Genomic DNA, 12,948 nt, shown 5'->3' on the forward strand with positions numbered 1-12,948 from the left:
ATCGTGCCCGAATCGCCTCAGCCCGCGCCGACCACGCCGGACAATGCCCGCACCCCGATCTACTCGGAACGCCTGTGGGTTCCGCTGTGGTGGTGGCCGGCCGGATTACTCATCGCCGGCCTGCTGGCCGCAGAGGTCCACATGGGATCTCCCGGCATCCGCGCCTGGCTTCCGTACATCCTGTTGTTCCCGTTCCCCGTCTGGGCGCTGCTGTGGGTGTCCCGGCAGCGTGTGGAGGTGTTCGACGGGCCGAATGCCGAACTCCGGGTCGGACGCGCGCACCTGCCGCTGTCCGTGGTGTCGCGTACCGCGGCGATCCCGCCGTCGGCGAAGAGTGCCGCGCTGGGCCGTCAGCTCGATCCGGCCGCGTTCGTGCAGAACCGTTCGTGGATCAAGGAGACCGCTCTGATCGTCCTCGACGATCCCGAGGATCCCACTCCGTACTGGTTGGTGAGCACGAGGCGGCCAGCCGAGCTGCTGGCCGCCATCGGCCGCGGGACCGCCGCGCACGACTGATCCCTCGACGGCGTCCCGTGCGGACGCCGTCGATCCTGCGCGAATGTCAGGCTGCGCAGTCCATACAGATCATCACGCCGTTCTCCTCGCTCGCGAGGCGGCTGCGGTGATGCACCAGGAAGCAGCTCGAGCAGGTGAACTCGTCGGCCTGCTTCGGTACCACTCGTACCGACAGTTCCTCGCCCGACAGGTCCGCGCCGGGGAGTTCGAACGACTCCGCGGTGTCGGACTCGTCGACGTCGACGACCGCCGACTGCGCCTCGTTGCGTCGTGCCTTCAGTTCTTCGAGCGAATCCTCGGAGACCTCGTCGGTCTCCGATCGCCTGGGTGCGTCGTAGTCGGTTGCCATTTCCTCTTCCCCTCGTCCTCGTGCATGTATCCCCGGTGCCCGGGACCGACGACACCTGATGCGGTGACGACGATCCTCGGAAACCGTTGTGACGGCAGATCTGTTCCCGTGGCTGTCACAACGATTCAGGTCACCGGGAAGTGCCCGGAATCGTCGCCGGAAAACATGATCTGCGCCTCACTTTCGTCTCCTCCGGACCCACTCGACATCGTGTGATCTCACGACTGGGGCCGCCAGACAATAGCCGACCGGCCGGGAAAAGTGGCAACCGAACCGGACACCGCCGAAAACTGTCCGTCAATCGTCACCAACCACACAGCAAGTCGAGACATTCCTGGGTGTGGCATGTCCCGGGCGGTACCGGGCCGGGATCTACAGTGGGCACCGGGACGGTACCGGCCGCGGCGATGGTGGCAGGAACCACACCGAAATCTGTTCCCCTGCTTTCCCGCGGACCGTCGTCCGCGCGCCCGACGGAGAGGTCGACACACCGTGGTTTCACTGATCACCGACGGGAGTTCCACCGACGACCAGGGTCGCCCGTTCCGGCGCCGGCGCACACTCCCGGTGCTCGCCCTGCTCACGGTGCTCGCCCTGCTCGGGATCACGCTGTGGGTGCGGATCCTCACCCACACCGAGGCGGCCGCGACGACGGTCGACTGCAACGCGCCGACGATGCCGACAGCCCCGGGCGTCCCCGCGCCGCAGCCGCTCGGCGAGGTCGTCGGACGGAGAACCCTGCTCGACGTCCAGCCGGCCCCCCTGTCGGCCACCGCGGTGCGCGTGTTCAACGCCAACGGGGAACGCGGGCAGGCCGCCGACGTCGCCACCCAGCTCCGCGACTACGGCTTCGCGAGCGCACCCGACGTCCAGGCCGGCAACGACCCGGTCTACGTCGACCAGAACCTGCAGTGCCACGGCCAGATCCGGTTCGGGGTGGACGGCCGGGCCGCCGCGAGCGCCCTGTGGCTGGTCGCGCCGTGCGCCGAACTCGTCGAGGACGGCCGCACCGACGACACCGTCGACCTGGCCCTCGGCACCTACTTCGCCAAGAGCATCTCGCCCAGCACCGACACCGAGGAGGTGCTCAGCACGCTGCGGGATCCGATGCCCGGCAGCACCCCGGCACCGCTCGATCCGGACCTGCTGCAGGCCGCCCGCACCACCCGCTGCTGACCGCGCCGCCGGCCGCAGCCGGTCAGGGGATCGGGTCGAACGCGCCCACCTCGCGCAGCACCGTCTCGAGTTCGTCGGCGATCCCGGGCGCCGTCGCCACCACGACCTCGCCCGCGTCGCCGGGTGTCTCCGCGGACGGCACGTGGACGCGGGCACCCGCCTCCTGCGCGATCAGTGCGCCGGCCGCCCAGTCCCACGGACTCAGCCCGTGCTCGAAGTGCGCGTCGACCCGCCCCGACGCCACCATGCACAGGTCCAGGGCCGCCGAGCCGATCCGGCGGATGTCCCGGACCCGGGGCAGCAGCGCGCCGACGATCCGGCCCTGCGCGGCCCGCCGGTCGGCGCCGTAGCCGAACCCGGTGGCGACCAGCGCGTGCGACGCGTCGGTCACCGGAGTGCAGGAGAGCACCCCGGAGTGTCCGGCGGCGTCGGTCACCGACGCGCCCTGCCCCCGCGCCGCCGAGTACGTGACGGCGGCAGCGACGTCGACGACGGCTCCCGCGACGGACACCCCGTCGATCTGCGCCGCCACCGACACCGCGTACGCGGGGATGCCGTAGAGGAAGTTGACGGTGCCGTCGATGGGGTCGACGACCCAGCGGATACCGGCCGCGGTGGCCGCGCCGCCCCCCTCCTCCCCCAGGATGCCGTCGTGCGGGCGCAGGTCCGCCAGCAGCGCCCGGATCGACTGTTCGGCCTCGGTGTCGACGATCGTGACCGGATCGGTCGGGGTGCTCTTGGACTGCACCGCGCCGCCGGTGGCGGCGACCGCCGCGCCGAGCACCCCGAAGACCTCGGGTCGACGCGTCCGGACGAGTTCCGCGGCCGCCTCCGCGACGGCGACCGCGACCTCCCGCAGGACGGCGGGGTCGGTGGTGGTGTTCTCCGATGCATGCATGCGGGTATCGCACCACACCCGGCGGACACCCCACCACCGCAGACGCGACGCCGAACGACCCCGGACGCACTACTGTTCCGCGCAGACGGTGATCTCTCGGAAGGGGACGATGGTGGGTGCGCTCGGCTTCGGCGTGGACATCGGTGGCAGCGGCATCAAGGGGTCGGTGGTCGACCTGGACACGGGCGATCTCGTCGTCGACCGGATCAAGATCGAGACCCCGCATCCGGCGACCCCCGACGCGGTCGCCGCGACGGTCGCCGAGATCGTCGCCCGGGCCGGGTGGGACGGGCCGGTCGGTGTCACGTTGCCGAGTGTCGTCACGGCCGGTGTCGCCCGCACGGCCGCGAACATCGATCCGTCGTGGATCGGCACCGACGCCCGCGCCCTGTTCTCGGCGGCACTCGGCGGCCGCGCGGTCGCCGTCCTCAACGACGCCGACGCCGCGGGCCTGGCCGAGGACCGGTACGGCGCCGGCCGCGACGTGACCGGTGTCGTCGCCCTGTTGACGTTCGGCACCGGGATCGGGTCGGCGATCATCCACGACGGTGTCCTGCTCCCCAACACCGAACTCGGCCACCTCGAGGTCGACGGCAAGGAAGCCGAACACCGTGCCGCGTCGTCGGTGAAGGACGCGGAGGGCCTGTCCTACAAGGAGTGGGCGGTCGAGGTGACGCGGGTGCTGCGGCGGTTCGAGGATCTGCTGTGGCCGGACCTGTTCGTGGTGGGGGGCGGCATCAGCCGCAAACACGACAAGTGGATTCCGCGGCTCGAGAACCGCACCCCGGTGGTTCCGGCGGCCCTGCTCAATACCGCGGGCATCGTCGGTGCGGCGATGGCTGCGGCGAATCCGCAGGAAAAGGGCATAGCTCCGTAACGATTTCGGGCTTGTCGTTACAATGGTTCGTGGCCGACTGCGAGTCGGCGAAACCCGACAGACCTCTCCGCCGGATATCCACTCTGGCGTGACGCCGCACGACACCGTCACGAAAGGGCGTACGTGGCAGCCACCGATACGCGTCAGACCGCCGACTCCACTACCGAGGCGTCGACCACGGCATCCACTGCCGAGGCGACCACCGGTAGCGCGCCCGCCACCAAGGCTCCCGCGAAGAAGGCCGCCGCCAAGAAGGCACCCGCGAAGAAGGCCGCCGCCAAGAAGGCACCGGCGAAGAAGGCCGTCGCGAAGAAGACGGCCGCGAAGAAGACCACCAAGAAGGCCACCACCAAGAAGGCCAAGGTCGGCGACGACGCGGACGACGAGGACGTCGACATGGCCGACCTCGACGTCGCCGCCGGCGATCTCGTCGAGGAGGAGGTCGAGGACGTCGTCGTCGAGGACGACGAGGAGACCCCGGCCGAGCCGTCCGAGAAGGACAAGGCGTCGGGCGACTTCGTGTGGGACGAGGAGGAGTCCGAGGCGCTGCGGCAGGCCCGCAAGGACGCCGAGCTCACCGCGTCCGCCGACTCGGTGCGCGCGTACCTCAAGCAGATCGGCAAGGTTGCGCTCCTCAACGCCGAGGAGGAGGTCGAACTCGCCAAGCGGATCGAGGCCGGCCTGTTCGCGACGTTCAAGATGTCGGAGATGGCGGAGAAGGGCGAGAAGCCCACCCCCACCGACCGTCGCAACCTGAACTGGATCACCCGCGACGGCAACCGCGCCAAGAACCATCTGCTCGAGGCGAACCTGCGTCTGGTCGTCTCGCTCGCCAAGCGCTACACCGGCCGCGGCATGGCGTTCCTGGACCTGATCCAGGAAGGCAACCTGGGTCTGATCCGTGCCGTCGAGAAGTTCGACTACACCAAGGGCTACAAGTTCTCCACGTACGCCACGTGGTGGATCCGGCAGGCCATCACCCGCGCGATGGCCGACCAGGCCCGCACCATCCGTATCCCCGTCCACATGGTCGAGGTCATCAACAAGCTGGGTCGTATCCAGCGTGAGCTGCTGCAGGATCTGGGCCGCGAGCCCACCCCGGAGGAGCTCGCGAAGGAAATGGACATCACGCCGGAGAAGGTGCTGGAGATCCAGCAGTACGCGCGTGAACCCATCTCGCTGGACCAGACCATCGGCGACGAGGGCGACAGCCAGCTCGGCGACTTCATCGAGGACTCCGAGGCCGTCGTCGCGGTCGACGCGGTGTCGTTCACGCTGCTGCAGGATCAGCTGCAGTCGGTGCTCGAGACGCTGTCCGAGCGTGAGGCCGGCGTCGTGCGTCTGCGGTTCGGTCTCACCGACGGCCAGCCGCGCACTTTAGACGAAATCGGCCAGGTCTACGGCGTCACCCGTGAGCGGATCCGCCAGATCGAATCGAAGACGATGTCGAAGCTGCGGCATCCGTCGCGGTCGCAGGTGCTGCGCGACTACCTGGACTAGTTCCGGTCAGCTCGTCAGGAAGGGGTCCTTCGGGGCCCCTTCCTCGTTTCTGTCGTCGTCGTCCCGGGGACGCTGCAGGAGCCGCACGAGCGGTTCGGCGAGTTTGGCGCCGACCGGCCCGACGACGGCCATGATCAGCACGTAGGCGGTTGCGAGGGCCGCGAGTTCGCCGTCGACGGCGCCCGCGGACACCGCGAGTCCGGCGATGACGATGGAGAATTCGCCGCGCGCGACGAGGGCGGCGCCGGCGCGGGCCCGGCCCATCGCACCGATGCCCTGCCGGCCCGCCGCCCACCATCCGGTCAACACCTTCGTCGCGGTGGTCACGACGGCCAGCCCGATCGCCGGGACCAGGACCGGCGGGATCGTCGACGGGTCGGTGCCCAGCCCGAACACGACGAAGAACATGGCCGCGAACAGGTCGCGCAGCGGCTCGAGCAGTCGGGTGGCGTCGCGGGCGGTGGATCCGGAGATCGCGATGCCCAGCAGGAATGCGCCCACCGCTGCGGACACCTGCAGGGACGACGCGAACCCGGCGACGAGCAGCGCGGCCCCGAGCAGTTTGAGCAGGAACACCTCGCGGTCGGTGCTGTCGAGGTACCGGGACACCACCGAGCCGTAGCGCAGCGCCACCACCAGGACGACGGTGATGACGAGGAACGAGATCCCGACGGCCTTCAGCCCGCCCAGGAAGCTCACCCCGGCCAGGACCGCGGTGAGGACCGGCAGGTAGAACGCCATCGCGAGGTCCTCGAACACGAGGATCGACAGCACGACGGGGGTTTCCCGGTTGCCGAGGCGGCCCAGGTCGCCGAGGACCTTCGCGACGATGCCCGACGACGAGATGTAGGTGACGCCGCCGAGGACGAGGGCACCGACCGGACCCCATCCGAGCATCAGCGCGAGGATCACGCCGGGCGCGGCGTTGAGCAGCAGGTCGACGACACCGGCGGTCCACGACCGTCTCAGCCCGGTGACGAGTTCCGCGGCGGTGTACTCGAGGCCGAGCAGCAGCAGGAGCAGGACGACGCCGATCTCGCTCGCGAGGCGGCTGAATTCGCCGATGTCGCCGAGCGAGAAGATCCCGCCCTGCCCGAAGCACAGGCCGCCGATCAGGTACAGCGGGATCGGCGACATGCCGATGCGCCCGGCGAGCCGCCCGAGCACCCCGAGCGCGAAGAAGACGGCGCCGAGTTCGACGAGCGCCAGTGCTGTTCCGGTCAACGCCACGAGTCCGCCCCCCTGCCGAACTCAGCCGAGCGCGAGGATCTTGGCGGCCTGGTCGAGTCCCTCGGGCGTGCCGACCGCGACCAGGAGGTCCCCCTCGGTGAGCAGGAAGTCGGGAGTCGGGGACGGTGCGACCTGTCCGGCCCGCATCACCGCGACGACCGACACCCCGGTCCGGGTGCGCATCGCGGTGTCGCCGAGACTGCGTCCGTCCCACGGCGAGTTCTCGGTGATCGGCAGCTGCCGGGTGCTGATACCGGGCAGGTCCCGGTGCTCCTCCCGCAGTTGCGCGACGAGTTGCGGCGCCCCGAGCAGATTCGCCAGCACCGACGCCTCCTCGGTTTCGAGGGGAATCGACGCCATGCACGCGTCGGGGTCGTCGAGCCGGGACACGATCAGTTCGGTGCGGCCGTCACGGTGGGCGACCACCCCGATCCGGCGGCCCGTCGCGAGTGCGAAGTCCTTACGGACCCCGATGCCCGGCAGCGGCGTCACTTCCACGTTCATGCGATCAACCGTAGACCCACCCCGATATCGGCACATACGGGGCGAGTACACGGCGTTCCCGCTCTGCTGTCAGCGAACACCGCCGGCGGCCGTAGCCGCATCGTGCGAGATCAGCGGGGTGAATCGGGAAGATTGTCAGACAGGACACACCGGGGGTGGATCGGGAACAACCTGATCGGCCCGAACGTCTGACAGAGTGGACCCACCGCGTCACCCCCGACGCGGCGGAAGACCCCAGGTGGCGGGTGCGAGCCCGCAGCCAGTTCGGAGGAGTCATGCCCGGAACCCTGACCAGCCCCCCGTTGACCGCTGCCGACCGGTGCGACCGGTGCAGTGCAGCCGCGCGTGTACGCGCCGTGCTCACGAGTGGCGGAGAGCTTCTCTTCTGCCAGCATCACGCGAACGAGCATGCCGATCGTCTTCGTGAGATGAACGCGACGATCGTCAGCGATTCGGAAGCGACCGTCTAGCAGGTCAGTGCACCGGGCGGGCCGCTACCGTCCCTTCGTCCCGAAGCGGGTGACCACCACAGGTGGTCACCCGCTTCGGCGTTTCCCGCACCGCCGTTCTACCACTGTCGCAGGAGCGCGATCCGGTCGGTGAGTTGTTCGACGGTGGCGATCGCGGTCGGCGGACCACCGCACGTGCGACGCAGTTCGCCGTGGATCACACCGTGTGGTTTACCGGTCCGGTGGTGGTGCATCGCGACGAGCGAGTTCAGTTCCCGGCGCAGGTTCGCCAACTGTCCGGCCGACGCGACCCGTTCGCTCACCGCGGCCGGGGCCGGCGGCGGGGCCGTCGCGACCGCGGCGGCGGGGGCGTCGATCTGCTTCTGCTGACGCTGCCGCAGCAGGGCCCGCATCTGGTCGGCGTCGAGCAGACCGGGCAGGCCGAGGTAGTCGGCTTCCTCGTCGGACCCGGAGAACGTGGCGGTACCGAACGAGGACCCGTCGTAGATCACCTGGTCGAGTTCGGCGTCGGCGCCGAGGGAGGTGAACGCCTTCTCCTCCTCCCCCAACTCGTCCTTCTGCCGGTTGGCGTCGGCGAGCAGGTCGTCGTCGAAACCGTCCTTCTCGCGGTGCGGTTTGCCGAGGATGTGGTCGCGTTGCGCCTCGAGTTGCGCTGCGAGATCCAACAGCACCGGGACCGACGGCAGGAACACGCTCGCCGTCTCCCCCTTGGTCCGCAGCCGCACGAAACGCCCGATGGCCTGTGCGAAGTACAGCGGTGTCGACGCGCTGGTGGCGTACACGCCGACCGCGAGCCGCGGCACGTCGACCCCCTCGGACACCATCCGGACCGCGACCATCCACGGCTGGGTGCCGGCCGCGAACTCGGCGATCCGCTTCGACGCGGTCGGGTCGTCGGACAGGATCACCGCCGGCATCTCGCCGGTGATCGTCTCGAGCTGCTCGGCGTAGGCGCGGGCGACGGTCTGGTCGGTGGCGATGACGAGGCCGCCCGCGTCGGGCATGCCGTGGGCGCGCAACTGTCCGAGCCGGGTGTTCGCGGCGGTGAGCACCGACGGGATCCAGTCACCGGCCGGGTCGAGCGCGGTCCGCCACGCGCGTGCCGTCTGTTCCGCGCTGAGCGGCTCCCCGAGCCGGGCGGAGAACTCCTCGCCCGCACTGTTGCGCCAGCGCGCCTCCCCCGAGTACGCCAGGAACACGACGGGTCGGACGACGCCGTCGGCGAGCGCATCGGAGTAGCCGTAGGTGTGGTCGGCCTTCGACCGCTGGTGGCCCTCGTTGTCGGGCTCGTACGTCACGAACGGGATGGGGCTGTCGTCGCTGCGGAACGGGGTTCCGGTGAGCGACAGCCGGCGGGTGGCGCCGTCGTACGCCTCGCGGATCGCGTCACCCCAGCTCTTGGCGTCGCCGCCGTGGTGGATCTCGTCGAGGACCACCAGGGTGCGTCGCGCCTCGGTACGGGCCCGATGTTTGAACGGATGCGACGCGACCTGCGCGTACGTGACGACGACACCGTGGTAGTCGGACGACGTCTGCCCGGTCGAGTTGGAGAAGTTCGGGTCCAGGGCGATACCGATGCGGGCGGCCGCGCCGGCCCACTGGTGCTTGAGGTGCTCGGTGGGGGCGACGACGGTGATCTGGTCGACGGTGCGGTCCCGCAGCAGTTCCGCCGCGACCCGCAGCGCGAACGTCGTCTTGCCGGCGCCCGGGGTCGCGACCGCGAGGAAGTCCCGCGGCTTCGTCGCCAGGTACCGGGTCAGGGCGCGCCGCTGCCAGGCACGGAGCGAGCCGGTCGGGGCGGGTGCACGTTCCACACTTCCGGGTTCAGCGCTCACTTCGCACCTCGCCACAGGCTTCGCACAGTTGCCCCACTCCTTGCTTCGCTGACGTAGCGGACCGGCCGGCGGGATCCGCCGAACCGTCCGACGGCCACCGAGGAGCCTAACGCCCGCGGTCGCCCGGCACCGCACCAGCCGCACGCCGAGGTGGCAGAATTCATGGCGACACGACAGCCCCACTGCGAGCGTCCCGACATGTCGTCAGGAATCCTGGAAGGACCATGAGCGAGACGCCGACTTCGACACACTGCCACCCGCTGCGTCGGTGTGTGCAGGTCGTCGGCCGTACCGCGTCGAAAGCGTGGGACGACTCGATCTTCGGGAAGGCCGCCACCGCCGCGTTCTGGCAGACCCTGTCGCTGCCGCCGCTGCTGCTGGGCCTGCTGGGCAGTATCGGCTACGTGGGCGGCTGGTTCGGGCCGAACACCGTCGAGATCATCCAGTCGAAGATCGTCACGTTCAGTCACACCGTGTTCAGCGAGAACGTCGTCGACCAGATCATCGCGCCGACCGTCTCCGACGTGCTGGTGCGGGGGCGTCCCGAGTTGATCTCGTTGAGTTTCCTGCTGTCGCTGTGGGCGGGGTCGTCGGCGATCTCGACGTTCGTCGACTCGATCGTCGAGGCGCACGGGCAGCAGGAGGCCCGGCATCCGGTGTGGCAACGGTTCTTCGCACTGCTGCTGTACGTGGGATTCCTCGTGCTGTCGGTGTTCACGCTGCCGCTGGTGGCGCTGGGGCCGACGATGATCGGCCGGGTCCTGCCGGAGGCGTGGCGGGACGCGGGCACCGAACTGGTCGACGCGTTCTACTACCCGGCGGTCGGACTGCTGCTGCTGATCGGGCTCACCACCCTGTACAAGGTGGCGCTGCCGAGGTCGCTGCCGTGGCATCGGCTGCTCGGCGGCGCCCTGCTCGCCGGGGTGTTCTTCATCGCGGCCAGCACGGTCCTGCGCTGGTACCTGACGTGGGTGGCCGCGACCGGCTACACGTACGGGGCGCTGGCCACCCCGATCGCGTTCCTGCTGTTCACGTTCTTCCTGGGTTTCGCGGTGGTGTTGGGGGCCGAGTTCAACGCCACCGTCCAGGAGTTCTGGCCGGCCCGCGCGACCCGCATGGAGCAGGTCCGGGACTGGATCGCCGCGCAGACCGCACTCGACGCCTCCGAGGACGCCGGACGGGTGACGAATCTGACCCGGCGACTGACCACCGGGCCGATCCGGTTCACGTCCGAGGCGTCACCGTCGACGGACGGCACCGACGACGCCACAGCCGGGGACGCCGCCGGAACCGCGGAGGATCAGTCGCCCTTGCGCAATCCGTCGTAGACCTTCTTGCATTCCGGGCACACCGGCGATCCGGGCTTCGCAGACTTGGTGACCGGGAAGACCTCGCCGCACAGGGCGACGACGTGGGTACCCATCACTGCGCTCTCGGCGATCTTGTTCTTCTTCACGTAGTGGAAGAACTTGGGCGTGTCGTCGTCGGTCGACTCGTCGGTGGTGGTGTCGGGACGTTCCTTCGTCAAAGTGCTCACCCCACCAATGATGCCGCACCGTACAACTGCCGCACCGCATGTGCATTCGACGGCCGAGAGTGCAACAGTGGAGACCATGGGAAGAACATCGGGGTTAGGCGACGACGCCGAGAGCGGTACGCCCCGCCACCCGGCACTGATCACCGAGGCCGCCCAGTCGATCGACGAACAGCACCGGGCGCGCGTCCGGAAGTATCTGACGATCATGTCGTTCCGTGTCCCGGCGCTGATTCTCGCGGCGCTCGCGTACGGCGCGTTCGGCAACGCCTGGATCTCGGTCGGCATCATCGCCGCCTCGGTTCCGCTGCCGTGGATCGCCGTCCTCATCGCGAACGATCGACCGCCGCGGTCGAAGGACGAGCCGAGCCGGTACGACAAGCGTGACGCGGAACGGGAACTCGAGGCGCGTAGCCACCGCACGATCGAGGGCTGACGGTTCCCGGCTGCAACAATGCAGGCGTGAACCGTGATCTTCTGCTGTCCGTCTGCGGCCCGCTGCGGGAGGCGTTGACCCGCGCCCGCTACGACATCGACTCGATCGTCGACCTCATCGGCGCCGACGCGCATGCCGCGCTCGGCCGCCACGAACCGGTACCCGCCCGCCGGGCGAGTGCCGGCGGCGGGGATCTCGGACAGCTGATCCGGCTGTTCCTGCTCGACGACGACTGCCCGGCGGACGGGGTCGCCACGGCACTGCACCCTCTCGACCTCGATGCCGCGGTCGAGGCCGGGTTGATCTCCCGCGACGGGGACACGGTGCGGGCCGAACTGGATCTGCGGCCGCTGGACCTGGGCACCGGCAACCGGTGGGCGCTGTCCGACCTGGACGGGTCGCTGCGGGCCCGCGTCACCGCCGACGATCACGTCATCGGGGTCGGGGAGGCGTCGATGACGCTGCTGCGCGGCACCCCGACCGCGCCGGTGGGGGCGGTCCTGGACGTCGGCACCGGCTGCGGCATCCAGGCGCTGCGCGCCGCCGACTACGCGGGCACGGTGACCGTCACCGACATCAACCCGCGGGCCCTGGCCCTGACCGCGGCGACCGCGGCCCTCAACGGCCGGGACTTCGAGATCCTCGGCGGCTCCTGGTTCGAACCGGTCGCCGGCCGTCGGTTCCAGCAGATCGTCGCGAACCCGCCGTTCGTCGTGGGCGAGGCGCGGGTCACGCACTCGTACCGCGACTCCGGGCTGGACCTCGACGGGGCGAGCGAGTTGATGATCTCGCAGGCCGTCGACCATCTCGAGTCGGGCGGCACCGCGTCGATGCTCGCGTCGTGGCTGCACGTCGACGGCGAGGACTGGCGCCACCGGGTCGCGTCGTGGCTGCCGGCGCACGGGGTGGACGCGTGGATCGTGCAGCGGGACGTCGCCGATCCGGCCCTGTACGTGGGGACGTGGCTGCGCGACGGTGGCGCCGACCCCCGCGATCCGGCGACGGAGGCGCGGGCGAACGCGTGGCTCGACCATCTCGAGGAGGCCGACGTCGACGGCATCGGATTCGGGTTCGTGTACCTGCGCCGCACCGACGCACCGTCGGACATCCTGTGCGAGGACCTGCGGCACGGGTTCGAGGATCCTCTCGGCGGCGAGGCCCTCGCCTACTTCGAGCGACTCGCGTGGCTGCGCGAGCACGACGTACTGTCCGCCCGGTTCTCGGTGCGCCCCGACACGGCGCTCGAGCGGGTGTATCTGCCCGGCGCGGACGGCTGGGACCAGGTGGTGGCCCGGGTGCATCGCGGCGGCGGGCCGCAGTGGCAGCACGAGGTCGACGACCTGGCCGCGGCGCTGCTCGCCGGTATGCGCGCCGACGGGCTGCCGTTGGAGGAGTTGCTCACGCTGCTCGCGTTCGCGAACGGGGAGGACGAGGACGAACTCGCGGCGGCCGCGGTGCCGCTCGTGCACGCACTCGTGCGGCACGGGCTGATCGAACCGGCCTGATCCCCGGTTCCCGTCCGGTTCCCCGCTGCGAGCTTCTCAGGAACTTCTCAGGGGATCCGGACGAAACCGCAGGTCACGGACGGTCGGAATGAATACCGTCGGGAACTTTCCGGGGTCG

Annotated in this window: 14 protein-coding genes; 8 read left to right on the forward strand and 6 right to left on the reverse strand. The window is 69.9% G+C overall.

Translation table 11 applies throughout. From position 1 onward, the window contains the following. The first annotated feature begins 3 nt into the window (after window positions 1-3). Window positions 4-516, forward strand: coding sequence for a DUF3093 domain-containing protein (locus tag E0497_RS10580; RefSeq protein ID WP_137724759.1), 513 nt, complete (start codon window positions 4-6; stop codon window positions 514-516). 46 nt (window positions 517-562) lie between these two features. Here the strand turns inward: E0497_RS10580 and E0497_RS10585 are convergent, their stop codons facing one another. Beyond that, entirely contained in the window at window positions 563-865 is a 303-nt protein-coding gene (locus E0497_RS10585; protein ID WP_031939713.1) for a DUF4193 domain-containing protein, read from the reverse strand. Between the two features lie 492 nt (window positions 866-1,357). Here E0497_RS10585 and cei point away from each other — a divergent pair, with 492 nt between their 5' ends. Beyond that, window positions 1,358-2,041, forward strand: coding sequence for an envelope integrity protein Cei (cei, locus tag E0497_RS10590; RefSeq protein ID WP_137724760.1), 684 nt, complete (start codon window positions 1,358-1,360; stop codon window positions 2,039-2,041). A 22-nt stretch (window positions 2,042-2,063) separates the two neighbouring features. Here cei and E0497_RS10595 read toward each other — a convergent pair whose 3' ends face one another. After that, entirely contained in the window at window positions 2,064-2,939 is an 876-nt protein-coding gene (locus E0497_RS10595) for an inositol monophosphatase family protein (RefSeq protein ID WP_137724761.1), read from the reverse strand. Window positions 2,940-3,048: 109 nt separating this feature from the next. Here E0497_RS10595 and ppgK point away from each other — a divergent pair, with 109 nt between their 5' ends. After that, window positions 3,049-3,816, forward strand: coding sequence for a polyphosphate--glucose phosphotransferase (gene ppgK / locus E0497_RS10600; protein ID WP_137724880.1), 768 nt, complete (start codon window positions 3,049-3,051; stop codon window positions 3,814-3,816). A gap of 123 nt (window positions 3,817-3,939) precedes the next feature. Continuing rightward, a complete protein-coding gene (locus E0497_RS10605) occupies window positions 3,940-5,316 on the forward strand; it encodes an RNA polymerase sigma factor (RefSeq protein WP_137724762.1) in 1,377 nt (458 codons plus the stop codon). A gap of 6 nt (window positions 5,317-5,322) precedes the next feature. Here E0497_RS10605 and E0497_RS10610 read toward each other — a convergent pair whose 3' ends face one another. Together E0497_RS10610 and E0497_RS10615 are read right to left on the reverse strand one after the other, a co-directional pair. Then, complete coding sequence (locus E0497_RS10610) at window positions 5,323-6,540, reverse strand: cation:proton antiporter (protein ID WP_137724763.1); 1,218 nt, start codon at window positions 6,538-6,540, stop codon at window positions 5,323-5,325. Between the two features lie 27 nt (window positions 6,541-6,567). Beyond that, window positions 6,568-7,050 carry a cation:proton antiporter regulatory subunit gene (locus E0497_RS10615; protein WP_137724764.1) on the reverse strand — a complete coding sequence of 161 codons (483 nt, stop codon included), beginning with the start codon at window positions 7,048-7,050 and terminating at the stop codon, window positions 6,568-6,570. A gap of 275 nt (window positions 7,051-7,325) precedes the next feature. On the opposite strand from E0497_RS10615, the gene E0497_RS20815 reads away from it, so the two are divergent. Next, a complete protein-coding gene (locus E0497_RS20815) occupies window positions 7,326-7,520 on the forward strand; it encodes a DUF7455 domain-containing protein (protein ID WP_137724765.1) in 195 nt (64 codons plus the stop codon). A gap of 98 nt (window positions 7,521-7,618) precedes the next feature. On the opposite strand, the gene E0497_RS10625 is transcribed toward E0497_RS20815, so the two are convergent. Then, window positions 7,619-9,355: a DEAD/DEAH box helicase gene (locus E0497_RS10625; RefSeq protein WP_137724766.1), complete on the reverse strand. Its 1,737-nt coding sequence runs from the start codon at window positions 9,353-9,355 to the stop codon at window positions 7,619-7,621. A 224-nt stretch (window positions 9,356-9,579) separates the two neighbouring features. Here E0497_RS10625 and E0497_RS10630 point away from each other — a divergent pair, with 224 nt between their 5' ends. Beyond that, window positions 9,580-10,683, forward strand: coding sequence for a YihY/virulence factor BrkB family protein (locus tag E0497_RS10630; protein ID WP_137724767.1), 1,104 nt, complete (start codon window positions 9,580-9,582; stop codon window positions 10,681-10,683). Here E0497_RS10630 and E0497_RS10635 read toward each other — a convergent pair. Beyond that, a complete protein-coding gene (locus E0497_RS10635) occupies window positions 10,656-10,892 on the reverse strand; it encodes a DUF3039 domain-containing protein (protein WP_137724768.1) in 237 nt (78 codons plus the stop codon). The genes E0497_RS10630 and E0497_RS10635 overlap by 28 nt on opposite strands. A 76-nt stretch (window positions 10,893-10,968) precedes the next feature. Between E0497_RS10635 and E0497_RS10640 the strand changes: the two genes are divergently transcribed. Both E0497_RS10640 and E0497_RS10645 read left to right on the forward strand, forming a co-directional pair. Further along, window positions 10,969-11,325 carry a DUF3099 domain-containing protein gene (locus E0497_RS10640; protein WP_137724769.1) on the forward strand — a complete coding sequence of 119 codons (357 nt, stop codon included), beginning with the start codon at window positions 10,969-10,971 and terminating at the stop codon, window positions 11,323-11,325. A 26-nt stretch (window positions 11,326-11,351) separates the two neighbouring features. After that, window positions 11,352-12,830, forward strand: a complete 1,479-nt coding sequence (locus E0497_RS10645) for a DUF7782 domain-containing protein (protein ID WP_137724770.1) — start codon at window positions 11,352-11,354, stop codon at window positions 12,828-12,830. Window positions 12,831-12,948: the final 118 nt, after the last annotated feature.

It is taken from the genome of Prescottella subtropica (assembly GCF_005434945.1).
Lineage (GTDB): Bacteria > Actinomycetota > Actinomycetes > Mycobacteriales > Mycobacteriaceae > Prescottella > Prescottella subtropica.

Bases quoted from the DNA above. Each gene is read 5' to 3' on its own strand.
- ppgK (WP_137724880.1), top strand. From the start codon at position 3,049: ATGGTGGGTGCGCTCGGCTTCGGCGTGGACATCGGTGGCAGCGGCATC.
- E0497_RS20815 (WP_137724765.1), top strand. From the start codon at position 7,326: ATGCCCGGAACCCTGACCAGCCCCCCGTTGACCGCTGCCGACCGGTGC.
- E0497_RS10585 (WP_031939713.1), bottom strand. From the start codon at position 865: ATGGCAACCGACTACGACGCACCCAGGCGATCGGAGACCGACGAGGTC.
- E0497_RS10630 (WP_137724767.1), top strand. From the start codon at position 9,580: ATGAGCGAGACGCCGACTTCGACACACTGCCACCCGCTGCGTCGGTGT.
- E0497_RS10615 (WP_137724764.1), bottom strand. From the start codon at position 7,050: ATGAACGTGGAAGTGACGCCGCTGCCGGGCATCGGGGTCCGTAAGGAC.
- E0497_RS10640 (WP_137724769.1), top strand. From the start codon at position 10,969: ATGGGAAGAACATCGGGGTTAGGCGACGACGCCGAGAGCGGTACGCCC.
- E0497_RS10595 (WP_137724761.1), bottom strand. From the start codon at position 2,939: ATGCATGCATCGGAGAACACCACCACCGACCCCGCCGTCCTGCGGGAG.